Source organism: Burkholderia savannae (assembly GCF_001524445.2).
Lineage (GTDB): Bacteria > Pseudomonadota > Gammaproteobacteria > Burkholderiales > Burkholderiaceae > Burkholderia > Burkholderia savannae.
In genome coordinates this window covers 1,839,749-1,865,319 of sequence record NZ_CP013417.1, presented here as the reverse complement: position 1 = coordinate 1,865,319, position 25,571 = coordinate 1,839,749, and the positions used below count along the sequence as shown (strand labels likewise).

20 protein-coding genes and 1 pseudogene are annotated in these 25,571 nt (G+C 70.0%); 9 read left to right on the top strand and 12 right to left on the bottom strand.

What is annotated here, in order from left to right:
• Positions 1 to 63: 63 nt before the first annotated feature.
• Positions 64 to 525: an Lrp/AsnC family transcriptional regulator gene (locus tag WS78_RS09270; protein WP_038743294.1), complete on the bottom strand. Its 462-nt coding sequence runs from the start codon at positions 523 to 525 to the stop codon at positions 64 to 66.
• A 634-nt stretch (positions 526 to 1,159) separates the two neighbouring features.
• Between WS78_RS09270 and WS78_RS09265 the strand changes: the two genes are divergently transcribed.
• A complete protein-coding gene (locus WS78_RS09265) occupies positions 1,160 to 1,675 on the top strand; it encodes a Spy/CpxP family protein refolding chaperone (protein ID WP_038742893.1) in 516 nt (171 codons plus the stop codon).
• A gap of 258 nt (positions 1,676 to 1,933) precedes the next feature.
• Here WS78_RS09265 and WS78_RS09260 read toward each other — a convergent pair whose 3' ends face one another.
• A complete protein-coding gene (locus WS78_RS09260; protein ID WP_059577468.1) occupies positions 1,934 to 2,959 on the bottom strand; it encodes an extracellular catalytic domain type 2 short-chain-length polyhydroxyalkanoate depolymerase in 1,026 nt (341 codons plus the stop codon).
• Positions 2,960 to 3,150: 191 nt separating this feature from the next.
• Here WS78_RS09260 and WS78_RS09255 point away from each other — a divergent pair, with 191 nt between their 5' ends.
• Complete coding sequence (locus WS78_RS09255; protein WP_038742889.1) at positions 3,151 to 3,585, top strand: PGDYG domain-containing protein; 435 nt, start codon at positions 3,151 to 3,153, stop codon at positions 3,583 to 3,585.
• A 212-nt stretch (positions 3,586 to 3,797) separates the two neighbouring features.
• Here WS78_RS09255 and WS78_RS09250 read toward each other — a convergent pair whose 3' ends face one another.
• The 8 genes and pseudogenes from WS78_RS09250 to WS78_RS09210 form a co-directional block, all read right to left on the bottom strand.
• Complete coding sequence (locus tag WS78_RS09250; RefSeq protein WP_059577465.1) at positions 3,798 to 4,817, bottom strand: extracellular catalytic domain type 2 short-chain-length polyhydroxyalkanoate depolymerase; 1,020 nt, start codon at positions 4,815 to 4,817, stop codon at positions 3,798 to 3,800.
• Positions 4,818 to 5,462: 645 nt separating this feature from the next.
• On the bottom strand, positions 5,463 to 5,825 hold the full coding sequence (locus WS78_RS09240) for a DUF3022 domain-containing protein (RefSeq protein ID WP_059577551.1): 363 nt from the start codon (positions 5,823 to 5,825) through the stop codon (positions 5,463 to 5,465).
• A gap of 14 nt (positions 5,826 to 5,839) precedes the next feature.
• Positions 5,840 to 6,391: a YhfC family intramembrane metalloprotease gene (locus WS78_RS38335; protein ID WP_394335872.1), complete on the bottom strand. Its 552-nt coding sequence runs from the start codon at positions 6,389 to 6,391 to the stop codon at positions 5,840 to 5,842.
• 17 nt (positions 6,392 to 6,408) lie between these two features.
• Positions 6,409 to 7,284: pseudogene (locus tag WS78_RS38330) on the bottom strand (LacI family DNA-binding transcriptional regulator); the annotation flags it as partial.
• A gap of 638 nt (positions 7,285 to 7,922) precedes the next feature.
• Positions 7,923 to 8,900, bottom strand: coding sequence for a 2-hydroxyacid dehydrogenase (locus WS78_RS09225; protein ID WP_038742879.1), 978 nt, complete (start codon positions 8,898 to 8,900; stop codon positions 7,923 to 7,925).
• 4 nt (positions 8,901 to 8,904) lie between these two features.
• Positions 8,905 to 10,182, bottom strand: a complete 1,278-nt coding sequence (locus tag WS78_RS09220) for an MFS transporter (RefSeq protein ID WP_038742877.1) — start codon at positions 10,180 to 10,182, stop codon at positions 8,905 to 8,907.
• Between the two features lie 85 nt (positions 10,183 to 10,267).
• A complete protein-coding gene (locus WS78_RS09215) occupies positions 10,268 to 11,257 on the bottom strand; it encodes a sugar kinase (protein ID WP_059577456.1) in 990 nt (329 codons plus the stop codon).
• Positions 11,258 to 11,340: 83 nt separating this feature from the next.
• Positions 11,341 to 12,105, bottom strand: coding sequence for a TIM barrel protein (locus WS78_RS09210; RefSeq protein WP_059577452.1), 765 nt, complete (start codon positions 12,103 to 12,105; stop codon positions 11,341 to 11,343).
• A gap of 319 nt (positions 12,106 to 12,424) precedes the next feature.
• On the opposite strand from WS78_RS09210, the gene WS78_RS09205 reads away from it, so the two are divergent.
• Complete coding sequence (locus WS78_RS09205) at positions 12,425 to 12,778, top strand: SdpI family protein (protein ID WP_059577450.1); 354 nt, start codon at positions 12,425 to 12,427, stop codon at positions 12,776 to 12,778.
• A 92-nt stretch (positions 12,779 to 12,870) separates the two neighbouring features.
• Here WS78_RS09205 and WS78_RS09200 read toward each other — a convergent pair whose 3' ends face one another.
• The gene (locus WS78_RS09200; protein WP_038742869.1) at positions 12,871 to 13,773 is read right to left on the bottom strand and encodes a LysR family transcriptional regulator; all 903 of its coding nucleotides are present in this window, start codon (positions 13,771 to 13,773) and stop codon (positions 12,871 to 12,873) included.
• A gap of 114 nt (positions 13,774 to 13,887) precedes the next feature.
• On the opposite strand from WS78_RS09200, the gene WS78_RS09195 reads away from it, so the two are divergent.
• Entirely contained in the window at positions 13,888 to 14,958 is a 1,071-nt protein-coding gene (locus WS78_RS09195) for a YeiH family protein (RefSeq protein WP_059577446.1), read from the top strand.
• 109 nt (positions 14,959 to 15,067) lie between these two features.
• Positions 15,068 to 16,807, top strand: a complete 1,740-nt coding sequence (locus tag WS78_RS09190) for a ClcB-like voltage-gated chloride channel protein (protein ID WP_060821804.1) — start codon at positions 15,068 to 15,070, stop codon at positions 16,805 to 16,807.
• Between the two features lie 292 nt (positions 16,808 to 17,099).
• On the opposite strand, the gene WS78_RS09185 is transcribed toward WS78_RS09190, so the two are convergent.
• The gene (locus WS78_RS09185) at positions 17,100 to 17,720 is read right to left on the bottom strand and encodes a TetR/AcrR family transcriptional regulator (RefSeq protein ID WP_038742865.1); all 621 of its coding nucleotides are present in this window, start codon (positions 17,718 to 17,720) and stop codon (positions 17,100 to 17,102) included.
• 197 nt (positions 17,721 to 17,917) lie between these two features.
• On the opposite strand from WS78_RS09185, the gene WS78_RS09180 reads away from it, so the two are divergent.
• From WS78_RS09180 to WS78_RS09165, 4 genes are all read left to right on the top strand, one after another.
• Complete coding sequence (locus WS78_RS09180; protein WP_038742863.1) at positions 17,918 to 19,033, top strand: efflux RND transporter periplasmic adaptor subunit; 1,116 nt, start codon at positions 17,918 to 17,920, stop codon at positions 19,031 to 19,033.
• Entirely contained in the window at positions 19,030 to 22,200 is a 3,171-nt protein-coding gene (locus tag WS78_RS09175) for an efflux RND transporter permease subunit (protein WP_038742861.1), read from the top strand. Before WS78_RS09180 ends, WS78_RS09175 begins: the two co-directional genes overlap by 4 nt.
• A 2-nt stretch (positions 22,201 to 22,202) precedes the next feature.
• Positions 22,203 to 23,927, top strand: coding sequence for an efflux transporter outer membrane subunit (locus WS78_RS09170; RefSeq protein WP_156437428.1), 1,725 nt, complete (start codon positions 22,203 to 22,205; stop codon positions 23,925 to 23,927).
• 581 nt (positions 23,928 to 24,508) lie between these two features.
• On the top strand, positions 24,509 to 25,537 hold the full coding sequence (locus WS78_RS09165; protein WP_059577443.1) for a MerR family transcriptional regulator: 1,029 nt from the start codon (positions 24,509 to 24,511) through the stop codon (positions 25,535 to 25,537).
• The last annotated feature ends 34 nt before the right edge of the window (positions 25,538 to 25,571 follow it).

Genomic DNA, 25,571 nt, shown 5'->3' with positions numbered 1-25,571 from the left:
CGGCCTCTCGTCAAGGTTGTCTCATTCGTCCTCGCCCATCGCGCGCTCGGGCGACGCGGCGCGTCAGCCGATCGTCCCGCGGTCGATCTTGCGCGCGAGGATGATCGACGTCGTCGTCCGCTCGACGCCTTCGAGCGCGCCGATCTGATCGAGCAGATCGTTCAGGCGCTCGGGCGAATCGGCGCGCAGCCACGCGACGTAGTCGTACTCGCCGCTCACCGCGCACAGCAGTTGCACCTCCGGCATGCGATCGAGGCGCTTGAGCACGTCCTTGCCGTACTTCGGCGCGAGGATGATGCCGACGTACGCGTAGATGCTCGCGTCGAGCACGTCCTGCCCGAGCCGCACGCTGTAGCCCGCGATCACCTGCGTGCGCTCGAGCCGCGCGATCCGCGCGAGCACGGTCGTGCGCGCGACGTCCAGTTGCCGCGCGAGATCCGCGACGCTCGCGCGGGCGTTCGCCTGCAATAGCGCGACGAGGTTGCGGTCGAGTTCGTCGAGTTGATCAAGTCGGGGTGGACGCATGGCGAATCGGCAAATGGAAGTGCCGCGATGATAGCGCCGAACGGCCGCGCGCCCAACCTCGCGTTCGATCGACAGACCGATCGGCTTTTCGACCGAATCCGCCGTACCGAGCTGTCGTGCGAGCGACGGGGACGCTGCGCGCGGGCGCGAGAGCAAGATGGACGCCGCGCTGGTGCGCCGGTGTCGGTCGATGTCGGTCCGGCTTGGTCACTTGGTCACTTGGTCGGTTGGTCGGTTGGTCGGTTGAGACATCCATTCATCGAAGCGCGTTGCGCACATCCTTCGCCGCCGTCCGGATTCCAGACATCGGCGCCGCGCTTTCGCAGCTTGCCGACACGCACCGCAAGCGATCCGATTCGCGCCACGGCGCGCCGACTCGACGAAGGCGTCGCCGATCGCGGCCCCGCCACCGCGCGCACGCCCTGATCCACCCGCCGCACGCCGACGCGCACGCCGGCCGAAACCTCCCCCGCACAGGCGTGATTTCGATTCGTTTCGGTTGTAAGCAGATGTCGCATCGTCGCCCAACGGCCCGATACCGTGCTACTAATAGCGCGGGACGCGCGCCGCGCAGGCGGTCGAACGCGCCGCGCCCGCATCCGAATTCCCGTCCGACGACCACACAGGAGCTCCAATGAAAAAGATCTCGCTGACTTTTGCTGCCGCGCTCGCGCTGGCGGCCACGCTCGCGCACGCGCAGACGAGCGCGTCGGCGCCGGCCGCGCCGGCCTCCGCCCCTGCCGCCGCCGCGCGTCATGAAGCGCGCGTCGAGGAGCGCATCACGTACCTGCACAACCAGTTGAAGATCACGCCGGAGCAGGAAGCGCAATGGAAGACGTTCGCCGACACGATGCGCGACAACGGCGCGACGATGGCGCGGCTCTATCGCGAGCGGATGGAAAACAAGAACGCGTCCGCGCTCGACGACATGAAGCAATACGCCGAGCTGACGCAGGCGAACGCCGACGGCGCGAAGAAGCTCTCCGACGCCTTCGCGCCGCTGTACGCGAGCTTCCCGGCCGAGCAGAAGACGCTCGCCGATTCGACGTTCCGCAAGTGGCTGCACCCGGAGCCGGGCAAGGCGCGCGCGCGCAAGCATCCGGGCAAGGCGGACGGCCAGGCCGCCGCGAGCTCGGGCGCCGCGCAGTAACGGCATGAAAAGCGTGTCGCGCGGGCCCGCGCGACACGCTCCCGTCAGCTCACGCCCGCTTGCGGCGCGTTGGGCGAGCGCGCAACCTCGCGAACGCACCGCGAACCAATCTCCGACGCGTCGCCCCATAACCGTCCCCTACGGCACACGCTCGCTCGGTCATCACGCGTTCACCGGCCCGCCGCTAGCTCGCCGATTCGCGCGCCCCTCGCACGCGCGCCCGAGCCGCCCGAACCCCGCCCCTACGGCACACGCGCGTCACCGCGCGGACGTCACCCGATCGATCATCGCCCGCACCGCGCGCATCTGCGCGCCCGACTTCAGCGCATAGTTCTGCCCGGTATACGCGAACCAATCCCAGCATCCCTGCGGATTGCCCGGCGTGCCGGCCTTCGCGACCTGCGGATACAGCACCACGATATTGTTCGCATCCGCCCAGTCCCGGTAGGTCGTCATGTCGCGCACGACGTCCGCCGACTGCAGGCAGCCATGGAACACGACGTGGACCTTGCAGCCGGCGCTCGCGCCGCATGCGCTCGGCACGTACGCGTAGCCGTCCGCCGCGAGCCCGCTCGACGCCGGCGCGAACTCGCGCTGGTCGAACGTGATCGCGCGCCCCGTCGGCTGCGCGACGGGCGGCGCAAGCGGCCCGTAGATCGTCTCGAGCAGCGCGCCCGCCTGATCGTAGCCCGACTGACCGACCCTGCAATGGCTGATGTACGGCGCGGCGTTCGCATCGCACGCGTTGCCTGCCGACGGCGTGATGAATGCATGCCCGGCCGGAATGTCGGCGACGTAGACGATGTTCGTCACGGGCACGCCGGCCAGCCAGAAAAACGACCACGTCGCATCGACGGCGGGCTCGCGGACGATCGTGTCCTTCGTGCCGCTGAACAGATAGATCTTCGCGCGCTGCAGGTTCGCGAGCGGATCGATCTGACCGCTCGCCGCGAAGCCCAGCGCGGCGGTCAACAGCAGCCCGGAATCGGGCACCGTGTTCGGCAAGAGTCCCATGCAGATGCCCGTGTTCGTGAGGCTGCCCGCCGCGCAGTAGTACGGGCCGCCCGCGATCACGCCCGCGCCGATCACCGACGCCGAATACGCGACCTGATACTGCACCGCCATGTACGCGCCCGACGACAGCCCGGACACCGACACCTGGTTCGGGTCCGCGCGCAGCGCGGGCAGCGGCGGCGAAGCTTGCGCGCTCGCGGACACGGCGGCGAGCGCGATGGTCAACGCGGCGGCGAGGATCGCGCGCGCGGCGGCGTGGCGCATCTGCATGGATTTCCCCTTGATCCCGCCGGGCGACGGCAACGACGGCCGGCGTCGCCCGGACAGGTCGACACAGTCGGACGGCAAAATCGAGACGCGATCACTTCATATTCGTCGCTGCCTCCGTTGCCCGCAAGGTCGGCGTTCACGCGCGCCTGGATTCGCGCTAAAGTGATGCGCTTTTATTGACAAAAATCGACATGATCGAATTGAAAAACGTCGACCTCCGCAATGATCCGGACGCCTTGCGCGTCGTCAAGAACGAGACGGTCCAGGTCAAATTCGCCGCGCAGGCAGGCGAGCTGATGAGCCTCGAAGGGCCGAACCGCTATGCGGCGGGCGACGCGCTCGTCACCGGTTCGACGGGCGACCGCTGGGTGGTGTCGCGCGAGCGCTTCGACGCGAAGTACCTGCCCGCCGCCGACAGCGTCGTGCACGGCGCGCCGGGCGCGTACCGCAACCGTCCCGCCGTCGTGCTCGCGAAGCGGATGGACGCGCCGTTCTCGATCGCGCGCTCGGCGGGCGGCGACACACTGCATGGCGACGCGGGCGACTGGGTGATGCAATACGCGCCGGGCGACTACGGCGTCGTGCAGGCGCAGCGCTTCGCGCAGGTGTACCGCGAGGCGGACTGACGCCGGCGCCGGCGGTACGACGCCGCCCGCGCCGGCCGTGAACACTCCGCGTGCGCGCCGCGCGCACCTCCGCTGCTCTCCCCATGCGGCGGGCGGCGGCGAAGCGTCATGCACGCCACGCCGCATGCGCGCCGCCGCCTTCCTGCTCCCTCCCGCGCCGCGTCGCCGCGGCTTCACGCGCGAGCGCGTCTGCGCGTCTGCGCGTCTGCGCGTCAATGCGACGACGTCACCCGTTCGATCATCTTGCGCACCGCGCGCATCTGCGCCCCCGACTTCAACGCATACTCCTGCCCCGTATAAGCGAACCAGTCCCAGCATCCCTGCGGATTGACGGGCAAATCCGCCGCCACCTGCGGATACAGCACGACGATATCGTTCGCATCCGCCCAGTTCCGGTAGGTCGTCATGTCGCGCACGACGTCCGCCGATTGCAGGCAACCGTGGAACACCACGTGCACCTTGCAGCCGGCGTTCGCGTCGCACGCGCGCGGCACGTATGCGTAGCCGTCTTTCGCAAGCCCGCTCGCCACGGGCGCGAACTCACGCTGATTGAACGTGATCGCGCGCCCCGCCGGTTGCGCGACGGGCGGCGACAGCGGCCCGTAGATCGCCTGAAGGAGCGCTCCCGCCTGGTCGTAACCCGCTTGCGAGACGGTGCAATGATTGATGAAGGGCGTCGCGTTCGCGCTGCACACGCCGCCAGCGGCAGGCGTGACGAACGCGTGTCCGGCCGGCACGTCGACGACGTACGCGAGATTTGCCGCAGGCACGCCCGCCAGCCAGAAAAACGACCACGTCGCGTCGACGACAGGCTGACTCACGACCGCGTCTTTCGTGCCGCTGAAGAGATAGACCTTCGCATGCTTCAGGTTCGCGAGCGGATCGATCTGGCCGCTCGCCTCGAAGTCGCGCGCCCTGGTCATCAGTTGCTCGGTATCCGGCATGCCTTGCATGCAGTTCTTCGTGTTCGCGAGCTTGCCCTTCGCGCAGTAATACGGGCCGCCCGCGACCACGCCCGCGCCGATCACCGACGCCGAATACGCGACCTGGTACTGCACCGCCATGAACGCGCCCGACGACAGCCCGGACACCGACACCTGACGGGCGTCGGCCCGTAGCGCGGGCAACGACGCGGAAGCTCGCGCGTTCGACGACGCAGCGGCCGCGAGCGCGAGCGTGAGCGTGAGCGCGGCGGCCGACATCGCACGCGACGCAACGTGACGTATCTGCATGGATTCCCCCTTTTCGTCATGCCGATCGACCGTCGGATGCGATCGGAGTCGATCGGCCGGTTGGCACAACCGGTCGGCCCCTCGGGCCGCGATGCGGGCATCTTGAGCGCATCGCGGCAAGCTCGGCAAGCGCGATGCCCGTGCGGGTCCGGTTTCAAGCCGGCGCGACGCGTCTTTTTCCGCGCGCCCCGATGCGATCGGGCCGAAAGATGCCGGCCTTCGCAACGATCCCGATGCCTGACGCCGCGTCGAGCGCATCGCTGCCTGCATGAAACGTCGCGCGCGAATGCGCCGCGAGGTGAAGCGAGACGAAATGAGATGAGGCGAAACGAAATGCATCGCGGCTCGCGATCGCGCGCGCATGTCGCGAAAAAGACGAATGGAAGGAAAGCGCGCCGAGTCGAGAAACGGCCGGCCGTCGAACCGATCGAAGCCGGACGTCGATTCGGCCCGTGAGAAGAGCGACGTCGCGAAGCAAGGCAAGCGGTTCGAGCGGGACGTTGCGCCGGGATGTCAGGCAGGCAGGATCGGAACGGCGCCCCGGGCGATGCGTCGCGGCGTTCGTCGATCGCCCGTTTGCGCGCGCGCCGCCGCCATCGTGCGCGCGGCGATCACGCACGCCGCACGCCCGTTACGCAACCCCCGTCACGCGAACTCGTCGCCGAGCTCGAGCGTCGTCTCGCGCGGCACCGCCTCGCCCGCCGCATGCCGTTCCTCGAGCGAGCCGAGCGTCGCCTCGACGTACGCGCGCAGCACCGCGTGGCTGCGCGCGCGCTGCATCGGCCTGAGCGCGAGATAGCGCCGCAGCGCGGCGCCCGCGAAGCGCACGTCGAGCGTCGTCTTGCGCGGCGTCGCGCCGAAGCGCATCGCGAGCCAGTGCACGGATAGAAAGCGCCCCGCTTCGTCGGCGCGTTCGGCAAAGCGCGTCTGCTCGGGAAAGAGATCGCAGATCACCCGCGCGAGCTCGTCGAATTCGGCGCTCGCGCAGTCGTATTGATAATCGTCCATCGTCGCGTTTCGGTTCAGCGTGCGGCGCGCGCGGGCCGGCACAGTTTCATCAGCGCGCCGGCGAAGCCCGCCGTCAGCAGCAGATACAGCGCGACCATCCATTCGAACGGCACGCCGCCGCCGTTATACAGGATCGACGGCAGATCGATGACGGGATGCAGCACGATCATCGCGGGCAGAATCCAGCGCTTGTTCGCGCGCATGCCGCGCCACATCAGCACGGACAGCGCGAGCTGCACGACGAACGCCGCGACGCGCTCGAGCGCCGACACCGCGACCGACACGGGCGACATCGTCGCGAGCATCACCTGGATGCGCAGCGCCAGGTCGGCGGGCATCGTCGACAACTGCGCGTTCAGCTCGCCGCGGTTCGCGAGCCACGCGAGATAAACCCATTGCGCGAGCACGACGACGCCGACGAACCACGCCTGCGCGCCGCCGTGGCCGATGCCGTTCGACAAGCCGCGCGCGTCGCCGTCCGACGGGCCGTAGCGTTTCGCGAGAAAGCGCAGCCCGAGATAGCGGCCGATTTCCTCGAAGAGCGCGGCGACGACGGTGCCGAACACGGCGAACGTGACGGGCGATCGTCGATCGCGATCAGCGCGGCGCGCTTTTGCCACGCGTCGCCGTACCGCGCGTGCAGATGCCGCGCGATCACGAGCGCGACGGGCGCGTTCGCCGCGAAGATCGCGGGCCGCACCGGCTCGCCCGCGGCCGCTTCGATGCGCGCGTCGAGCTCGGCGAGTGCGCGCTGCGTCGACTCCGGACCCTTCGGCTCGAGCACGATCGTCGGATGGACGGTGCGCCCCGATGCGCCAACCTGCGCGCGGAACGCGGCCTCGCGCAGCCGCCGCGAACTGACGTGCTCGAAAGGCTGCACGACGAAATGAATCGACCGGAAGCCCTGCGCGAACAGATGCTGCAAGCCCATCTCGATCGCGGCCTCGTTGTCGAGGCCGATCATGTCGGTCGCGAAGCCTTCGACGCTGCGATCGACGAGCACGGTCGGAATGCCGCCGCCGCGCAGCGATCTCAGCGCGTTCTCGTCGGCCCCGAGCGCGTTGACGATCATCCCTTCGACGCGGTAGGTGGTCAGCAACTGCAGATAGCGGCGCTCCATCTCGAGCTCGTTCGCCGCGTGGCAGATGAGCGGCATGTAGCCGAGCGCGTGGCACGCGGCCTCGACGCCACGCAACACTTCGACCGTATAGGGATTCGTCAGGTCCGCGGCGAGCAGGCCGAGCAACCGGTTGCGGCCGCGCTTCAGGCCGCGGGCCATCTGGTTCGGACGGTAGTTCAGGCGCGCGATCGCATCCTCGATGCGCTGGCGCAGGTCGGCGGACAGCACGTTCGTCTCGCCGTTCAGATAGCGCGAGACGCTGGTCTTGCCGGTGCCCGCTTCGCGGGCGACATCGCTGATCGTCGCGGGACGCGACGGTAGAGTTCGTGGATCGCTCACAGTGGCGCCTCGTAACGAGCGGCCCGCGCCGCCTCGCAAACGGGCGGGTCATTGTTGTTGGATGGAAAGGCCAACTGACGATGTCTCCTGTCGGCCGATTCCGGCCCGGCAAAGCTACGGACGGCGCACGAGCGCCCATCTTGCCGCGACGGCTGCGCGACAATTAGCGGGCGATCATAACGCAGGCGATCGGACCGTACCAAGACGGCCTCCTCTAGCGTGGAGGGACGCGCGGCGCGCGCGCCGGATGCGCGTCGCGCGGCCGCGCGGCGCCGGCGTCCGGGCGCGGCGCAAATCGAATGAACGGTCGCTGCGTTGCGCATCATCGCGTTCTCGGCATCGAATCCTGCGTACGCGGGCAAGCCCGCATGCTGTCGGACTGCTGACGATTCGGCAACCGAATCCCGGCGCCGGGCTCGGCATCGGCCTCGACGCGAAACGGGCCGCGCCCGACGCCGCGCACGCGGCTCGCCGCATCGGATACGATGCGGCGAGCCGATTCGGAACATTCCTAAAAGTCCGCCAAACGCGCCGCGGCGCGCATGACGAACCGCTCCCTTCTTCCGCCCTGCTTGCGTCCGTCGCCATCGCGAGCGGCGAACATGCCGCGCGCGATCCGCCGGACGTTCGCGCCACCTTTACGACACCGATTGCGCGCGCTGCAGCACATCGCGGTTGACGACGTTGCGCGCCAGCGTGCCGTCGAGCGCCGCGATCAGGTTCTCCGCCGCGCAGCGCGCCATCGCGTGGCGCGTCTCGCGCGTCGCCGAGCCGATGTGCGGCAGCGCGACGACGTTGCTCATCGACAGCAGCGGCGAATCCGCCGCGAGCGGCTCGTGCTCGAACACGTCGAGCCCCGCCGCCCGGATCGTGCCCGCGCGCAGCGCGTCGATCAGCGCGGCCTCGTCGACGACGGGCCCGCGCGACGCGTTCACGAGGATCGCGCTTCGCTTCATCTTCGCGAATTCGCGCGCGCCGATCAGATGCCGCGTCTGCGGCGTGAGCGGCACTTGCACGCACACGAAGTCGGCTGTCGCGAGCAATTCGTCGAGCGCGACGCGGCGTGCGCCGAACTGCGCCTCGGCCTGCGGATTCGCGCTGCGGTTCGTGTAGAGCACCGGCATCCGGAAGCCGAGCGCGGCGCGGCGCGCGAGCGCCGCGCCGATGCGCCCGAGCCCGATGATGCCGAGCGTCTTGCCGTTCACGTCGGTGCCGTATAGCGGCTCGCCGATGCTCTGCCGCCACTGCCCCGCCTTCACGAATTCGGCGAGCTCGACGACGCGCCGCGCGCTCGCGAGGATCAGCGCGAACACGGTGTCGGCCGTCGATTCGGTCAGCACGTCTGGCGTGTGCGCGAGCACGATCCCGCGGCGCGTCAGGTCGGCGACGTCGAAATTGTCGAAGCCGACCGAGATCGTCGACCATGCGCGCAGCCGCGGCGCGCGATCGAGCAGCTCGGGCGTGATCTCGAGGCTCGCGCCGAGCGCGCCGTCGGCGGTGTCGAGCGCGCGCGCAAGCGCGTCGGCGCCGTCGACGATGGTTAGGTCGGCGCGCTCGCGCAGATACGCGAGCACGTCGTCGGGGAGCGGCTTGTAGACGACGATGCGATGCTTCATCGATTCACTTTCCTTGCAACGGATGGGCGAGCGGCGGCGTCGCGCCCGCCTGCCTCACCGACAGCGTGAGCACGACGGCCGCGACGAGCGCGGCGCTCATGAACGCGTAGGACGCGGCGGGCGAGCCCGTCGCGCCGTTCAGATAGCCGACCACGTACGAGCCGACGAACGAGCCGAGCGCGCCCATGCTGTTGATGAGCGCCATCGCGCCGCCCGCGACGTTCTTCGGCAGCAGTTCCGGCACGATCGCGAAAAACGGCCCGTACGGCGCGTACATCGCCGCGCCCGCGACGACGAGCAGCGCGTACGACAGCCAGAAGTGCGCCGAGCCGAGCGCGTACGACGCGGCGAACGCGGCCGCGCCGATCAGCAGGAACGGCCACACGAAGCCCTTGCGCGAGCCGAGCTTGTCGGACGCCCAGGACGCGGCGAGCATCGCGATCGTCGCCGCGAGATACGGCAGCGCGGACAGCCACCCCGTTGCGACCATGCCGAGCGCCGAGCCGTTCTTCACGATCGACGGCAGCCACAGCACGAAGCCGTATACGCCGATGCTCCAGCAGAAGTACTGTGCGCACAGCTTGACGACGGCGGGCGAGCGGAACGCCTCGCGATAGTTGCGCACCGGCTTGAGCGCCGCCTGCTCGGCGGCGAGCGCGGCGTCGAGATCGCGCTTTTCCTGGTCGGTGAGCCACTTCGCCTGCGCGGGCTTGTCCTGCACGAGGAACCACCAGCACACCGCCCACACGACGGCGGGCAGCCCTTCGGCGACGAACATGTGGCGCCAGCCGAACTCGTGGACGAGATAGCCCGATACGACCGACATCCACAGCACCGTCACCGGGTTGCCGAGGATCAGGAAGGTGTTCGCGCGCGAGCGCTCGCGCTTCGTGAACCAGTTGCTGATGAAGATCAGCATCGCGGGCATCACGGCCGCCTCGACGACGCCGAGCAGGAAACGGATCGCCATCAGCGACGGGATGTTGCTCACGATGCCCGTGAGCGCCGCGCAGCCGCCCCACAGCACGAGGCTCCAGAACACGAGCGTCTTCACGCTGCGGCGCTCCGCGTAGATCGCCCCCGGAATCTGGAAGAAGAAATAGCCGAGGAAGAACAGCGCGCCGATCAGCGACGACAGCCCCTTGCTGATGCCGAGATCCTGATTGATCCCGGCCGCGGCGGCGAAGCCGTAGTTCGCGCGGTCGAGATAAGCGAGGCTGTACGTGACGAAGACGATCGGCATGATCGTCCACCAGCGGCGAAGCGCGAGCGTTGCGGGCATGATGTGAGTCTCCAGTGTCGTGCGGCGCCGTATGAAACGCGGGGATTCGCCGCGATTGTGCCCGTCCTGCGTCGGGACGGGCGGCTTATCGGACGAGCGGCGCCTCTAGCCGATCCGGCGCATTGCTCAGATTTTCGATCCGATCGAGCTGCGCGCGCAAAGGCAATCCTTCCGAGTCGCCGATTACCTGGATCGCGAGCGCGCCGATCCGGTTGCCGCGCGCCACCGCGTCGTCGATCGCGCGGCCTTCGAGCAACGCGCTCACCACGCCGACCGCGAAGCCGTCGCCCGCGCCGACCGTGTCGACGACGTGCTCGACGCGCTCGGCCGCGACCGTGCCTTCGCGGCCGTCGTCCGTGCGGAAGTACGCGCCCGCCGCGCCGAGCTTGACGACCACGCCGCGCGCGCCCCGCTCGATGTAGAAGCCCGCGATATCCGCGGGCGTGTCGAGGCCCGTCAGCTGACGCCCCTCGGCGAGGCCCGGCAGCACCCAGTCCGCCTGCTCGGCGAGCGCGTTCAGCGTGCGCGCCATTTCGTGCGCGGACGGCCACAGCGTCGGCCGCAGGTTCGGATCGAACGACACCGTCTTGCCCGCCGCGCGCATCGTGCGCGCGAGGTGGAACGCGAGCTCGCGCGACGAATCGGACAGCGCCGGCGCGACGCCCGTCAGGTGCAGGTGGCGCGCGCCGAGCGCGTAACCGGGCGCGTAGTCGTCGAGCGACAGGCGGCTCGCGGCCGAGCCCTTGCGGAAATATTCGACTGCCGGGTCCGCGCCGTCGGTCGCGCGCGACTTCAGCTGGAAGCCCGTCGGATAGCGCGCGTCGATCGTCACGCACGACGCGTCGACGCGCTCGCGCGCGAGCGTGTCGAGCACGTAGCGGCCGAACGAATCGGCACCGACGCGGCTGATCCAGCCGACCCGAAAGCCGAGGCGCGCAAGGCCGATCGCGACGTTCAGATCGGCGCCCGCGATGCGCTTCGTGAACTGCGTCGCGCTGTCGAGCGGGCCGGGCTCGGCGGCGACGAACATCGCCATCGCTTCGCCATAGGTGAGAACGTCGAGCGGGGCTTGCATGGTGTTGGCTTACTCCTTCGGTCAACGGCCTGGCGCCGGCGCAAGCGTCGAGCTTGGCCGACTCCGGCGCGAGTGGGTGGATCTCATGCGGCCGCGAGCCATGCGACGCGCGTCGACGCGTCGTCGGCCACGCGCGCCGCATCGAGCGGAAACTCGATCCCGCGCGGCGCCGTGCGCGGCAGCAGCGCGAGCACGTCGTCGCAGAAGCGCTCGCCCGGCCTCGGCGCGACCGCGAAGCGGCGCGCGCCCTCGCCGTCGACCGCCTTGCAATGGACGTATTCCACGTGCGCGGCGAGCGCGCGCGCGGCGGCGAGCGGCGCGTCGCCCGCCCACAGCCAGTTGCCGATGTCGAACGTCATGCCGACGAGCGTCGGGCATCGCTCGTCGCGCAGTGCGGCGAACAGCGACTCGAACTGCGCGAGCGCGCCGCCCTGCCGCAACTGGCCGTTCTCGACGAGCGCGCGGGCGCGCGCGCCGCGCGTCGCGGCGGCGATCTCGGCCGCGTGCGGACGCGCGGCGAAGCCGCCGAGCTGAAACTTGACGAAGCGCGCGCCGAGCGCGTCGGCCTCGGCGAGCGTCGCGGCGAGCGCGTCGCGGTTCAGATCGCCGCCGTCCGTGTAGAGCGTCGCGGGGGTCGAATACACCGACCACAGCCCGGCCGCGGCGATCGCGTCGCCGAGCCGCGCGAGCGCGGGGGCGGCCGCGTCGTCGTCCGACGCGAACAGCTCGCGCCGCACCTCGAACCCCGCGGCGCCCGCGTCGGCCGCCGCCGCGACGAATGCGCGATGGCCCGCGCGGCGCACCGCGTCCGCGCCGAACGCGCTCGCGACGATCACGATGTCGACCATGCTTGGCTCGCCTCCTTCTCGATCGGGATATTGTCGAAACCGTATGAATGGAACCGGTTCCATTCATCAACGGACGAATAGTGCGCCGAGCGTTCGAGGCGAACCATAGTGGAAATCCCTAGGCGCGGCGGACGGTGAACCTGCGGCGTTGACCGCGCGCAGGCGGCGCGCCGACGGTGCAGAATAAGCAGCGGCAAACCGCCCGGACGCCGCGGCAACGAGCCGATCGCGCCGCTTCGTTGTACTTCGTTGTACTTCGTTGTACTTCGTTGTACTTCGTGGCGCTTCGTTCGCCTGTCTGCCCCCAGGAGCAAACGGCATGCTCGATTTTTCCGATGGCGCCCCGTACCTGCTCGTGAGCGCGCTCTTCTTCCTGCTCGCCATCCCGCTCGCGGCGAAGCGGGTCGGCCCCAATCGCTTCTACGGCGTCAGAACGCGCGCGACGCTGCGCGACCCGGCGCTCTGGTATCGCCGCAACGCGATCTTCGGCGTCGCGCTGATGGGCACGAGCGCGGCCTTCATCGCCGCCGTCGAATATTGCCGGCTGCGCGGCGTGCGCGTGCCGAACGCCGCCCTGCTGGCGGCGTTCGTCGTCGAAATCGCGGTGCCGGCCGCGCTCTGCTTCGCCGCGCCCGGCCCGCCGGGCGACCGTCCGGACGGCGGCCGCCGCTAACGCGTCAATCACTCGCCGGTCACTCGCCGGCCACTCGCCGATGAGCGGCCGATGAGCCGCCGACAGCGCGACTGCCGTCGCCGCGCCGCCCGTCAGGCCGGATCGGCCTGCGCGACGCACAGCGCGAGAAAACGCTTGGCGACGCGCGACGGCGTCGCGCCATGCGGCACGAGGATCGAGAAATGGCGCGTGAGCGGCTCGGGCGCGATCGACACCATCGCGAGCGCCGCATCGTCATGCCTGAGCGACATCGCGGACACGAAGCCGACGCCCATTCCGGCGCGCACCGCCTCCTTCACCGCCTCGACGCCCGCGATTTCGAACGCGACCGCAAGCGGCGCCGCCGCGCGCGCGAACGCGCGCTCGACGAGCTGCCGCACGCCCGAGCCCGCCTCGCGCAGCACGAGCGGATACGCGGCGAGCTCGTCGAGCGTCGCCCGCGCGCGGCCTTGCTCGCGGCGCGCGGCGAGCGGATGCGACGACGGCACGATCGCGACGATCTCGTCCTCGCGCCATTCGTGCACCGACGTGCCCGTCGGCAGCGCGTCGCCGGGCGGGCCCTCGATCAGCGCGATGTCGAGCGACGCCAGCGCCGCGACGACGTCGGACGTGTTGCCGCTCATCGTCTGGATCGCGACGTCCGGCGCGAGCGGATGGAACGCGGCGAGCAGGTACGGCAGCAGGTAGCTCGCGGGCGTCGTGCTCGCGCCGATCCGCAGCGTCCCGCGCTCGAGCCCGCGCACCGCGTCGCGGTACGCGCGCGCCTGCGCGAACGTATCGCGCAGTTGCGTCGCGTGCCGCGCGAGCGCCTCGCCGACCGGCGTGAGACGCACGCCGCGCCCGTCGCGCTGGTACAGCGGCTCGCCGAACTCGTCCTGCAGCTGGCGCAACTGGCCGGACACCGCGGGCTGCGACAGATGCAGCGCGAGCGCCGCGCGGCTGATGTTCAGGTGCTCGGCGACCGCCGCGAACGTTATCAGTTGATCTGGGGTCATCGGTCTAAAATATCGGATTTTTGGATATTTTACGTTACAAATCACGATTTTTCATATCGATATAACCAATTTAGGATTAGGCCCATCGTCACAGAGAACGAAACGAACGAAGCCATGTCCACGCTCACCTCTCCCCAGCTCAGCGCCGCCGCGCCGTCACTGCGCGGGCGGCTCAACGGCATCCTGTTCGTCGGCCTGTTCGCGCTCGCCGTCACGAGCGTCGCGCAACTGCCCGCCGTCGCGCGCTTCGGCTTGAGCCCGCTCATCGTCGGGATCGTCGCGGGCGCGCTGTACGGCAATCTGCTGCGCGACGGCATGCCCGCGAGCTGGGCGGCCGGCATCGATTTCTCCGCGCGCAAGCTGCTGCGGATCGCGGTGGCGTTCTTCGGGCTGCGCGTGAGCCTGCAGGAAATCGCGCAGGTCGGCCTGCCGGGGCTCACCGTGTCGGCGCTCGTCGTCGCGAGCACGCTCGCCGTCGGCACCTGGGCCGGCATCAAGCTGATGAAGCTCGACCGCGACACCGCGCTCCTGACCGCCGCGGGCAGCGCGATCTGCGGCGCGGCCGCGGTGCTCGCGTTCGAATCGACGCTGCGCTCGAAGCCGCACCAGAGCGCGATGGCGGTCGGCAGCGTCGTGCTGTTCGGCACGCTGTCGATGTTCGCGTATCCGCTCGCATACCGCGCCGGCTGGCTGCATCTCGACGCCACGGGCCTCGGCCTCTTCTTCGGCGGTACGATCCACGAGGTCGCGCAGGTGGTCGGCGCGGCGAGCGACGCCGGCCCGGAGGTCACGCGCGTCGCGACGATCGTCAAGATGACTCGCGTGATGCTGCTCGTGCCCGTGCTGCTCGTGCTCGGCGCGTGGCTCGCCCGCTCGGCGCGCCGCTCGCCGGCGGCCGGCCACGGCGCGCCGCGCAAGCTCGCGGTGCCGTGGTTCGCACTCGGCTTCCTCGGCTTCGTCGTCGTGAATTCGCTGCAGATGCTGCCCGCCGCCGCGATCGGCACGCTCAACGCGCTCGACACGTTCGCGCTCACGATGGCGATGACGGCGCTCGGCATCGAGACGCGGATGTCGCAGATCCGCGCGGCCGGCCCCCGCGCGCTGATGACGGGCCTCATCCTGTACGCGTGGCTGATTTTCGGCGGCTATGCGATCGTCTGGGCGACGGAGCGCTGGCTTGGCTGACCGCCCGCCCTCCTCGCCGCGCCGCCGCGCCGCGTCCGCCGGGTTCGCCCCGCGCACGCGGCGCGGTGCTATTCTTCCGCTCGATTTCATCCGCCGGGCCACCGCCGCCGTGCTCTCGTTCCTGCTCAAGCTGCGCACCCGCGCGCAAACCCTGTTTCGGCTGTCCGACGCGCACACGATGCTCGTGTGGTCGGTGATCGTCGGCATCGGCGGCGCGCTCGCGACGGTTGCGTTCCGCGAAGGGATCGAGCTGATCCAGCGCGCGGTTTCCGGCACGAGCGGCAGCTTCACCGAGATGGCGAAGCGCCTGCCGTGGCAGATCCGCTTCTGGCTGCCGGCCGCGGGCGGCTTCCTCGCGGGCTGCGTGCTGCTCGTCGCGCAGCGCGACGCACGCAAGCAGAGCAAGACCGACTACATGGAAGCCGTCGCGCTCGGCGACGGCGTCGTGCCCGTGCGGCAGAGCTTATGGCGCAGCGCGTCGTCGCTCCTCACGATCGGCAGCGGCGGCTCGATCGGCCGCGAAGGCCCGATGGTGCAGCTGGCCGCGCTCGCCGCGTCGCTCGTCGGGCGCTTCGCGCACTTCGATCCGCCGCGGCTGCGCCTGCTCGTCGCGTGCGGCGCGGCGGCGGGGATCACGTCCGCGTACAACGCGCCGATCGCGGGCGCGTTCTTCGTCTGCGAGATTGTGCTCGGCTCGATCGCGATGGAAAGCTTCGGGCCCGTCGTCGTCGCGTCGGTCGTCGCGAACATCGTGATGCGCGAGTTCGCCGGCTACAAGCCGCCTTACGAGATGCCCGTGTTTCCCGCCGTGGCCGGCTGGGAGGTGCTGTTCTTCGTCGCGCTCGGCCTCCTGTGCGGCGCGGCCGCGCCGCAGTTCCTGCGCCTGCTCGAGCTGTCGAAGACGCAGTTCAGGCGCCTGCCCGCGCCGCTGCCGGTGCGGCTCGCGGCAGGCGGCCTCGTCGTCGGCGTGATCTCGGTGTGGGTGCCCGACGTCTGGGGCAACGGCTACAGCGTCGTCAACGCGATCCTGCATTCGCCGTGGACCTGGCAGGCGCTCGTCGCGGTGCTCGTCTTCAAGCTGATCGCGACCGCGGCGACGGCGGGCTCGGGCGCGGTCGGCGGCATTTTCACGCCGACGCTCTTCGTCGGCGCCGTGGCCGGCTCGCTGTTCGGCATCGCGCTGCACGCGCTTTTGCCCGAGCACGTGTCCGCGTGGTACGCGTACGCGATCGTCGGCATGGGCGCGTTCCTCGCGGGCGCGACGCAAGCGCCGCTGATGGCGATCCTGATGATCTTCGAGATGACGCTCAGCTATCAGGTCGTGCTGCCGCTGATGGTGTCGTGCGTCGTTGCGTATTTCGCGGCGCGCGCGCTCGGCAGGACGTCGATGTACGAGATCACGCTGCACCGGCACCGCGACGACGAGGAACGCACGCGGCTGCGCGCCGCGCAGATGCGCGACCTGATCCAGCCGGCCGCGACCGTCGTGCCGCTCACGGCGAGCGTCGCCGACATGACGCGCGTGTTCCTCGAATACCCGGTCAAGTACCTGTACGTGACGGACGACGCCGGGCGCTTTCGCGGCGCGGTCGCGCTGAAGGACATCACGTCCGATCTGCTCGAGAAGCGCGACACGACGCACAAGCGCGCGGCGAACTACTTGCACACGCCGTTTCCGCTGCTCACGCCCGACATGCCGATCGGCACGGCGCTCGAGCACTTCATGCGGTTCCAGGGCGAGCGGCTGCCCGTCGTCGAGCGCGAGGACGAGCCGACGCTCGCGGGCGTCGTCTACAAGACGTCGCTGCTCGACGCGTATCGTCGGATGAACACGGACCTGGAACGCTGATCAAAGGTTGGCGGTTGGCGGTTGGCGGTTGGCGGTTGGCGGTTGGCGGTTGGCGGTTGGCGGTTGGCGGTTGGCGGTTGGCGGTTGGCGGTTGGCGGTTGGCGGTTGGCGGTTGGCGGTTGGCGCGATCGCTCATTCGCCCCACGCAGGCCCGCCGGCGCGCGATCGCCACGCGCGACGATCGCACGCGATTCGCGCGAAAAATCGCCTGAAAAAAGTCGAGGCGGACGAAGTCAAACGCCCGTGCGAAACGCGGCGGCCGGACACGCGCGCGAATGCCGCGCCGCCATCGTCAGTCCGGCGCGCGCCCGAGCACGACGCGCGCGAAGAAGCCGGCAAGCACCTCCTGCGCGGTATCGCCCGTCACGTGCCGCGGGTCGGCCGCGTGATAGGACTGCACGCCGTCGCAAAGGCTCATCAGCCCGAGCGCCAGCACGTCGGCGGGCAGCAAGAGCGGCGTGCCCACGCGCTCGGCGAACGTCAGGATGTAATGCGTGAAGCGGTCGCGCTTTTCCTTCACGAACTCATTGAAGCGCGCGCGGAACTTCGCGTCGCGCGTCGCCTGCAGCTTCGCCTCGCCCCACAGCAGGAACGCCGGGCTGTTGCGGAAGAACTGGCTGTAGTACTCGAGCGCGTGCGCCTCCATCTGCTCGCGCGTGCCGCCGCTCTCGAAGATCTTCTGCATATCCGCTTCCGCCTCTTCGTGATCGCGCCTGAGCAGCTCGAGCAGCAGCTCGGCCTTGCTGCGGAAGTTCGAATAGAACGCGCCGCGCGTGTAGCCCGCCGCCGACGCGATGTCCTCGACGCTCGCGGCCACATACCCCTTCTTCGTGAAAGTGGCGTGGGCAGCGCTCAGCAGACGCTCGCGCGTCAAATCCTTGCTTTGTTCTCGAGTCAGGCGGGTCGGCTTCATGGCCGGGAAGTCTAGCATCTTCTCGCGAATCGAAACAACTTTGCATCCAGATACAACCCTGTATTAGAATTCAGCCAAGTTTTTGTAAGCAAGTTGGCAACGTGCGCGCGGATTGTTTTGTTTTTGCCGCGCGCGACGCCGGGCAAGCGTATCCGGCTTGCCGGTTTTTCCGTTTTCTCCTGTTCCGAGGGGTCACCGTGAATCGTTCCGGTTCTCGCGCCGCGCTGATGATCGGCGTCGCGCTCATCGTTGCCGCCTGCCACCGCAAGGAAGCCGCGCCGAGCGCGCCGCGCCCCGTGGTCGCGGTGCCGGCCCAGGCGGACGGCGTCGCCGCCGCCGTGTCGCTGCCCGGCGAGATCCAGCCGCGCTATGCGACGCCGCTGTCGTTCCGGATCGCCGGCAAGATCGTCGAGCGCAAGGTGCGCCTCGGCGACGCCGTGAAGAAGGGGCAGGTCGTCGCGCTGCTCGACACGTCCGACGTCGCGAAGAACGCGGCGAGCGCGCAGGCGCAGCTCGACGCCGCGACGCATGCGCTGACGTTCGCGCAGCAGCAGCTCGAGCGCGACCGCGCGCAAGCGCGCGAGAACCTGATCGCGCCCGCGCAGCTCGAGCAGACCGAGAACGCGCATGCGTCCGCGCGCGCGCAGCGCGACCAGGCGGCGCAACAGCTCGCGCTCGCGAAGAACCAGCTTCAGTACGCGACGCTCGTCGCCGATCACGCGGGCTACATCACCGCCGAGCAGGCCGACACCGGTCAGAACGTGTCCGCCGGCCAGCCCGTCTACCAGCTCGCGTGGTCGGGCGACGTCGACGTCGTCACCGACGCGCCGGAAAGCGAGCTGCCGCGCCTCACGCCGGGACACGCGGCGAGCGTCACGCTGCCCGCGCTGCCCGGCCGCACGTTCGACGCGCGCGTGCGCGAGATCGCGCCCGCCGCCGATCCGCAAAGCCGCACGTACCGCGTGAAGCTCACGCTCGCGCAGCCCGATCCGGCCGTGCGGCTCGGCATGACCGCGAACGTCGCGTTCACGCCCGACGCCACCGGCAACGCGCGCGCGCAGACGCTCTTCACGCTGCCGTCGACGGCCCTCTTCCATGCGGGCAACGCGCCCGCGCTGTGGGTCGTGCGCAAGCAGGACGACACGCTCGAGCTGCGCCGCGTCGACGTCGTCCGCTACAACGAGCGCACGGTGACCGTGTCGAACGGAATTGCGCCCGGCGAGCGCATCGTGCTGCAAGGCGTGCACACGGTGAGCGCGGGCGAGAAGGTGCGCGCGGTGCCGCCGCTTCATCCGGAGGACGTCGCGTCATGACGGCTGGCCGAGAAGAAGGCGGGCGCTTCAATCTGTCCGCATGGGCGCTGCGCCATCAGGCGCTCGTCATCTACCTGATCGCGCTCTCGACGATCGCCGGCATCCTCGCCTACTCGCGGCTCGCGCAATCGGAAGACCCGCCGTTCACGTTCCGCGTGATGGTGATCCGCACGTTCTGGCCCGGCGCGACCGCGCGCCAGGTGCAGGAACAGGTCACCGACCGCATCGGCCGCAAGCTGCAGGAGATGCCCGCGATCGACTATCTGCGCAGCTATTCGCGCCCCGGCGAATCGCTGCTGTTCTTCGCGATGAAGGATTCCGCGCCCGTCAAGGACGTGCCGGAAACGTGGTACCAGGTGCGCAAGAAAGTGGGCGACATTTCGGTGACGCTGCCGCCCGGCGTTCAGGGCCCGTTCTTCAACGACGAGTTCGGCGACGTCTACACGAACATCTACACGCTCGAAGGCGACGGCTTCTCGCCCGCGCAGCTGCACGACTACGCGGACCAGCTGCGCGTCGTGCTGCTGCGCGTGCCGGGCGTCGCGAAGGTCGACTATTTCGGCGATCCCGACCAGCGGATCTTCGTCGAGATCGACAACACGCGCATCGCGCGGCTCGGCATCTCGCCGCAACAGATCGCGCAGGCGATCAACGCACAGAACGACGTGTCGTCGCCGGGCGTGCTGACGGCCGCGCACGACCGCGTGTTCATCCGCCCGAGCGGCCAGTACGAAAGCGTCGACGCGATCGCCGACACGCTCGTGCGCGTCAACGGCCGCACGTTCCGCCTCGGCGACCTCGCGACGATCAAGCGCGGCTACGACGATCCGCCCGTCACGCAGATGCGCACGGTCGGTAAAGGCACGAGCGGCAAAGCCGTGCTCGGCATCGGCATCACGATGCAGCCGGGCGGCGACGTGATCCGGCTCGGTAAGGCGCTCGACGCAAGCTCGAAGGCGTTGCAGGCGCAGCTGCCGGCGGGCCTCCGGCTCACCGAAGTGTCGAGCATGCCGCACGCGGTCGCGCGTTCGGTCGACGACTTCCTCGAGGCGGTCGCGGAAGCGATCGCGATCGTGCTGATCGTGAGCCTCGTGTCGCTCGGCCTGCGCACCGGGATGGTCGTCGTGATTTCGATTCCCGTCGTGCTCGCCGTCACCGCGCTGTTCATGTATCTGTTCGACATCGGGCTGCACAAGGTGTCGCTCGGCACGCTCGTGCTCGCGCTCGGCCTGCTCGTCGACGACGCGATCATCGCGGTCGAGATGATGGCCGTGAAGCTCGAGCAGGGCTTCAGCCGCGCGCGCGCCGCCGCGTTCGCGTACACGAGCACGGCGTTCCCGATGCTCACGGGCACGCTCGTCACCGTGTCCGGCTTCCTGCCGATCGCGCTCGCGAAGTCGAGCACGGGCGAATACACGCGCTCGATCTTCGAGGTGTCGGCGATCGCGCTGATCGCGTCGTGGTTCGCGGCAGTCGTGCTGATTCCCCTGCTCGGCTATCACATGCTGCCCGAGCGCAAGCCGCCGCCGAAAAACGCCGCGAGCGGCGCGCCGCACCCGGACGCCGCGCACGACCACGAGCACGGCCACGACATCTACGACACGCGCTTCTACACGCGGCTGCGCGTGTGGATCAAGTGGTGCATCGAGCGGCGCTTCGTCGTGCTCGCGATCACGGGCGCGCTGTTCGTCGTCGCGCTCGCTGGCTTCTCGCTCGTGCCGCAGCAGTTCTTCCCGAGCTCCGACCGCCCCGAGCTGCTCGTCGATCTGCGGCTGCCCGAAGGCGCATCGTTCGACGCGACGCTCGCGCAGGCGCGGCGCCTCGAGAAGTTGATCGACAAGCGCCCCGAGATCGACCATGCGGTGAACTTCGTCGGCTCCGGCGCGCCGCGCTTCTACCTGCCGCTCGACCAGCAACTGCAATTGCCGAACTTCGCGCAGTTCGTGATCACCACGAAGTCGGTCGAGGAACGCGAGAAGCTCGCGGCGTGGCTCGCGCCCGTGCTGCGCGAGCAGTTCCCGGCGGCGCGCACGCGGATCTCGCGGCTCGAGAACGGCCCGCCCGTCGGCTATCCGGTGCAGTTCCGCGTGAGCGGCGACAGCATCGCGACCGTGCGCGCGATCTCGGAGAAGGTCGCGGCGACGATGCGCGCCGATGCGCGCGCGGTCAACGTCCAGTTCGACTGGGACGAGCCCGCGGAGCGCTCGGTGCGCTTCGAGCTCGACCAGCACAAGGCGCGCGAGCTGAACGTCACGTCGCAGGACGTCGCGAGCTTCCTGGCGATGACGCTGTCCGGCACGACGGTCACGCAGTATCGCGAGCGCGACAAGCTGATCGCGGTCGATCTGCGTGCGCCGCGCGCGCAGCGCGTCGATCCGGCAAGCCTCGCGGGCCTCGCGATGCCAACGCCGAACGGCCCGGTGCCGCTCGGCTCGCTCGGGCGCTTCCACAACACGCTCGAATACGGCGTCGTCTGGGAACGCGACCGCCAGCCGACGATCACCGTGCAGTCCGACGTGGCGGCGGGCGCGCAAGGCATCGACGTGACGCACGCGATCGACGCGAAGCTGAACGCGCTGCGCGCGCAGCTGCCCGTCGGCTACCGGATCGAGATCGGCGGCTCCGTCGAGGAAAGCGCGAAGGGCCAGACGTCGATCAACGCGCAGATGCCGCTCATGGCGATCGCCGTGCTGACGCTGCTGATGATCCAGCTGCAAAGCTTCTCGCGCGTGCTGATGGTCGTGTTGACCGCGCCGCTCGGGTTGATCGGCGTCGTCGGCACGCTGCTGTTGTTCGGCAAGCCGTTCGGCTTCGTCGCGATGCTCGGCGTGATCGCGATGTTCGGGATCATCATGCGCAACTCGGTGATTCTCGTCGATCAGATCGAGCAGGACATCGCGGCCGGCCACGGCCGTTTCGACGCGATCGTCGGCGCGACCGTGCGGCGTTTCCGGCCGATCACGCTGACGGCCGCGGCCGCGGTGCTCGCGCTGATTCCGCTGTTGCGCTCGAACTTCTTCGGCCCGATGGCGACCGCGCTGATGGGCGGCATCACGAGCGCGACCGTGCTGACGCTCTTCTTCCTGCCGGCGCTCTACGCCACTTGGTTCCGCGTGAAGCCTGACGAGCGCGATCCGGAGCCGCCCGCCACGCCCACGGGAGCCTGACCATGCGCGCCTCGATCTCTCCGTTCCCGTTCGCGGCCCGCCTCGCGCCGCGCGCGGCCGCCGCGGCCGCGCTCACCGCCTCGCTTGCCGGCTGCTCGCTGTTCGCGCCGAGCGATACGCCGCCCGCGATGCCGTCGCCCGCGCATTACGGCGCGACGCCGCTGCCCGAGCGTACGGCCGCGGCGCAAGGGCTCGCGCAGCGCTTCGACGTCGGCGCGCAGCCCGTGCCCGACTGGTGGAAGCGCTACCGGTCGCCCGCGCTCGATGCGCTCGTCGACGAGGGCCTGCGCAACAGCCCGACGCTCGCCGCCGCCGACAAGAGCCTGACCGCCGCGCGCGAGCAGTTGCGCGCGCAGATCGGCAGCTCGCTGCTGCCGTCGATCGACGCGGGCGGCCAGGCGACGCGCGAGCGCGCGCTCGGCGTGCCGACGTTCGGCCCGCAGACGGTGCTCTACAACGTGTTCGCGGGCCAGTTGCAGGCGAGCTACACGCTCGACCTGTTCGGCGCCGCGCACTTCGCGAACCGCGCGCTGTCGAAGCGCGTCGACGTAACCGCGTACCAGCTCGAATCCACTCGGCGTGCGCTCGCCGCGAACATCGTGACGGCGGCCGTGACGTCGGCCGCGCTCGCCGAGCAGGTGGCGACGACCGAGCGGCTCGTCGCGCTCGCGCGCGAGCAGGCGAACGACACGGCCGCGCGCCATCGGCTCGGCGCGGCGTCGCGCACCGACATGCTGAACGCGCAGCAAAGCGCGGCGGCGCTCGAGGCGAGCCTGCCCGCGCTGCGCCAGCAATGGCAGACGACGCGCCACGCGCTCGCCGTGCTGCTCGGCCGCACGCCGGATCAGGCGAGCGCCGATCTCGCGCTCGCCGATCTGCATCTGCCGCAGGACGTGCCCGTCGTCGTGCCGTCGACGCTGCTGCAGGCGCGGCCCGACATCCGCGCCGCCGAGGCCGGGCTGCAGGCGGCCGCGGCCGAGGTCGGCGTCGCGACCGCGCAATTGTTCCCGCAGCTGTCGCTGTCGGCGTCGATGGGCCATGCGGGCTTCAACTGGCCCGCGATGCTGTCGGGCGCGGGGGCGATCTGGAGCGTCGGCGCATCGCTCACGCAGCCGCTCTTCCACGGCGGCGCGCTGCTCGCGCAGCGCCGCGCGGCGCGCGCGACCTACGAGGCGGCCGTCGACCAGTACAAGCAGACCGTGCTCGCCGCGTTCCAGGACGTCGCGGACAAGCTCGCCGCGCTCGACAACGACGCGAGCGCGCTCGACGCTTCGAACCGCTCGGCCGTCGCCGCGCGCGGCGCGTTCGACGACACCGCGGCGCGCGTGCGGCTCGGCGCGCTGCCGCCTTCGGCCGCGCGCGCGAGCGAGCAGCAGTACCGCAACGCGCGGCTCGACGAAATCCGCGCGACGGGCACGCGGCTCGTCGACACCGCGCGGCTCTTTCAGGCAATGGGCACGCCGACGGACGGCGGCAAGGACGCGAAAGACACGAAGAGCGCGAGCGGCGCGGACGGGGCGAACGATGTGGGCGCGACGCAGCGCGCGAACGACGCCAAGCGGACCGGCGACGCCGGCGATGCGCACGTGCCCGGCACGGCCGGCGAGGTCGACGCGGCGGGAGCGTCCGGCGCGGCGGGCGCTGCCGCCGGCGCAATGGTCGCGACAAACGGCGAAACAAACAGCGAAAACGCGCCAGGTACGCAGCCGGCCGACGGCCCCCGATGAACGCGATGAACGCGATGAACGCAGCAGGGCCGACGGGCGCGCGCGGCACGACGACCGATTCGAGCCCGGCGAATTCGCCGGGCCGGGCGAGCGCATCGGTCACGTCCGGGGACACGTCGGGCGCTTGACATCTGACGTGACGCGCCGCCCGCGCGCGGCCGACGGCGCGGCCGCCGGCTCCGGCCCCCGTTGCCGAGACAACGGCCGCGTCAGTCGCTGAACGCGCTAGAAACGATGAACGCGCCGAACGACGACGATTGACGGCAACGCCACCGGAGCCCCACCCGCTCGCGCGCCGAACGACGCGCGAAGCCCGCGCCGCCACTCGCGCGTCGCGCGCACGCCCCGCACCGAGCGCATACGTTCACGCAAGCGCGGCAAGCAGTTACCATCCGCAGCGCGCGTCGAATGCATCGCGCACGCAGTGGCGTGCCGTGCGGCCCACCACGTCGGCCCGCCACGCCCGCGCTGCCCGGCGTCCCGCCCTCGACCGGTGCCGGCCGCCGCGCCGGCCGATTCCGCTTGACCCTCACGCAACGTCAGGTTTCATCCTCCACGGTGCGCATGAAACGGAGGCAAGAATGCTGCTCAAGATCGGAGAGCTGGCGAAACGCAGCGGGCTGACGGTCCGCGCGCTGCACCACTACGACGCGATCGGCCTGCTCAAGCCTTCGGCGCGCGCCGACAACGGCTACCGGCTGTACGACCGCAACGACATCGCCCGGCTCCACCAGATCCAGGCGCTGCGTCGTTTCGGCCTGACGCTCGCCGACGTCGGCGCCTACCTGGCCCAGCCCGGCACGCCGCTCACGTCGATCGTCGCGCGGCAGATCGCGATGCTCGACCGGCAGATCGAGCAGGCGGCGCGTCTGCGCGAACGTCTCGCGCAACTGCACCGCGAGCTCGTCGACGGCGCGCAACCCGAGCTGGCCGATTGGCTCAAGACCCTGGAGTTGATGACCATGTACGACAAGTACTTTTCCGAAGAAGAGCTCGCGCGCCTGCCGATGTATCGCAACAGCCAGGTGCCCGCCCCGGAGTGGGCCGCGCTCGTCGACGAGGCGCGCGCGCTGATGGACGCGGGCGTCGCGCCCGAGGACGAGCGCGTGCGCGCGCTGTCGGTCCGCTGGATGACGATGCTCGTGCGCGAAACGAACGGCGACCCGCGCTTCCTCGCGAAGCTGAACCTGATGCACGACCGGGAGCCGTCGATGCAGGCGCACGTCGGCATCTCGCTCGCCCTGCGCGACTACGTGCTGCGCGCGTTTTCGGAAACCAAGATGCGCATCTACGAGCGCTATCTGTCGCCCGAGGAAACGCGTTTCATGCGCGCGAACTATGGCAAGCGCGCGATGGAATGGCCGCAGTTGATGGCGGACGCCCGCGACGCGATCGAAGCGGGCGTCGCGCCCGCCTCGCCTGAAGGCCACGCGCTCGCTCGGCGCTGGCTCGAGCTGTTCAGGAGCTACGCGGGCGACGATCCGGCGACGCAGCTCAAATTCCGCGAGGCGCTCGCGAACGAGCCCGAGCTGATGACGGGCACGTACGCCGACGACGCGCTGCTCGGCTTCGTGCGCGAGGCGATGCAATCTTTGACGCAGGCGCGCTGACAAGCCGCGCGCCGGGCGATCCGGCCCGGCGGCG

What these genes read in the sequence shown, in the direction of transcription:
- WS78_RS09200 (WP_038742869.1), bottom strand. Translation starts at nt 13,773, where the DNA reads ATGACCCCAGATCAACTGATAACGTTCGCGGCGGTCGCCGAGCACCTG.
- WS78_RS09195 (WP_059577446.1), top strand. Translation starts at nt 13,888, where the DNA reads ATGTCCACGCTCACCTCTCCCCAGCTCAGCGCCGCCGCGCCGTCACTG.
- WS78_RS09185 (WP_038742865.1), bottom strand. Translation starts at nt 17,720, where the DNA reads ATGAAGCCGACCCGCCTGACTCGAGAACAAAGCAAGGATTTGACGCGC.
- WS78_RS09260 (WP_059577468.1), bottom strand. Translation starts at nt 2,959, where the DNA reads ATGCAGATGCGCCACGCCGCCGCGCGCGCGATCCTCGCCGCCGCGTTG.
- WS78_RS09175 (WP_038742861.1), top strand. Translation starts at nt 19,030, where the DNA reads ATGACGGCTGGCCGAGAAGAAGGCGGGCGCTTCAATCTGTCCGCATGG.
- WS78_RS09205 (WP_059577450.1), top strand. Translation starts at nt 12,425, where the DNA reads ATGCTCGATTTTTCCGATGGCGCCCCGTACCTGCTCGTGAGCGCGCTC.
- WS78_RS09255 (WP_038742889.1), top strand. Translation starts at nt 3,151, where the DNA reads ATGATCGAATTGAAAAACGTCGACCTCCGCAATGATCCGGACGCCTTG.
- WS78_RS09270 (WP_038743294.1), bottom strand. Translation starts at nt 525, where the DNA reads ATGCGTCCACCCCGACTTGATCAACTCGACGAACTCGACCGCAACCTC.
- WS78_RS09220 (WP_038742877.1), bottom strand. Translation starts at nt 10,182, where the DNA reads ATGCCCGCAACGCTCGCGCTTCGCCGCTGGTGGACGATCATGCCGATC.
- WS78_RS09250 (WP_059577465.1), bottom strand. Translation starts at nt 4,817, where the DNA reads ATGCAGATACGTCACGTTGCGTCGCGTGCGATGTCGGCCGCCGCGCTC.
- WS78_RS09170 (WP_156437428.1), top strand. Translation starts at nt 22,203, where the DNA reads ATGCGCGCCTCGATCTCTCCGTTCCCGTTCGCGGCCCGCCTCGCGCCG.
- WS78_RS09265 (WP_038742893.1), top strand. Translation starts at nt 1,160, where the DNA reads ATGAAAAAGATCTCGCTGACTTTTGCTGCCGCGCTCGCGCTGGCGGCC.
- WS78_RS09215 (WP_059577456.1), bottom strand. Translation starts at nt 11,257, where the DNA reads ATGCAAGCCCCGCTCGACGTTCTCACCTATGGCGAAGCGATGGCGATG.
- WS78_RS09240 (WP_059577551.1), bottom strand. Translation starts at nt 5,825, where the DNA reads ATGGACGATTATCAATACGACTGCGCGAGCGCCGAATTCGACGAGCTC.
- WS78_RS09165 (WP_059577443.1), top strand. Translation starts at nt 24,509, where the DNA reads ATGCTGCTCAAGATCGGAGAGCTGGCGAAACGCAGCGGGCTGACGGTC.
- WS78_RS09210 (WP_059577452.1), bottom strand. Translation starts at nt 12,105, where the DNA reads ATGGTCGACATCGTGATCGTCGCGAGCGCGTTCGGCGCGGACGCGGTG.
- WS78_RS09225 (WP_038742879.1), bottom strand. Translation starts at nt 8,900, where the DNA reads ATGAAGCATCGCATCGTCGTCTACAAGCCGCTCCCCGACGACGTGCTC.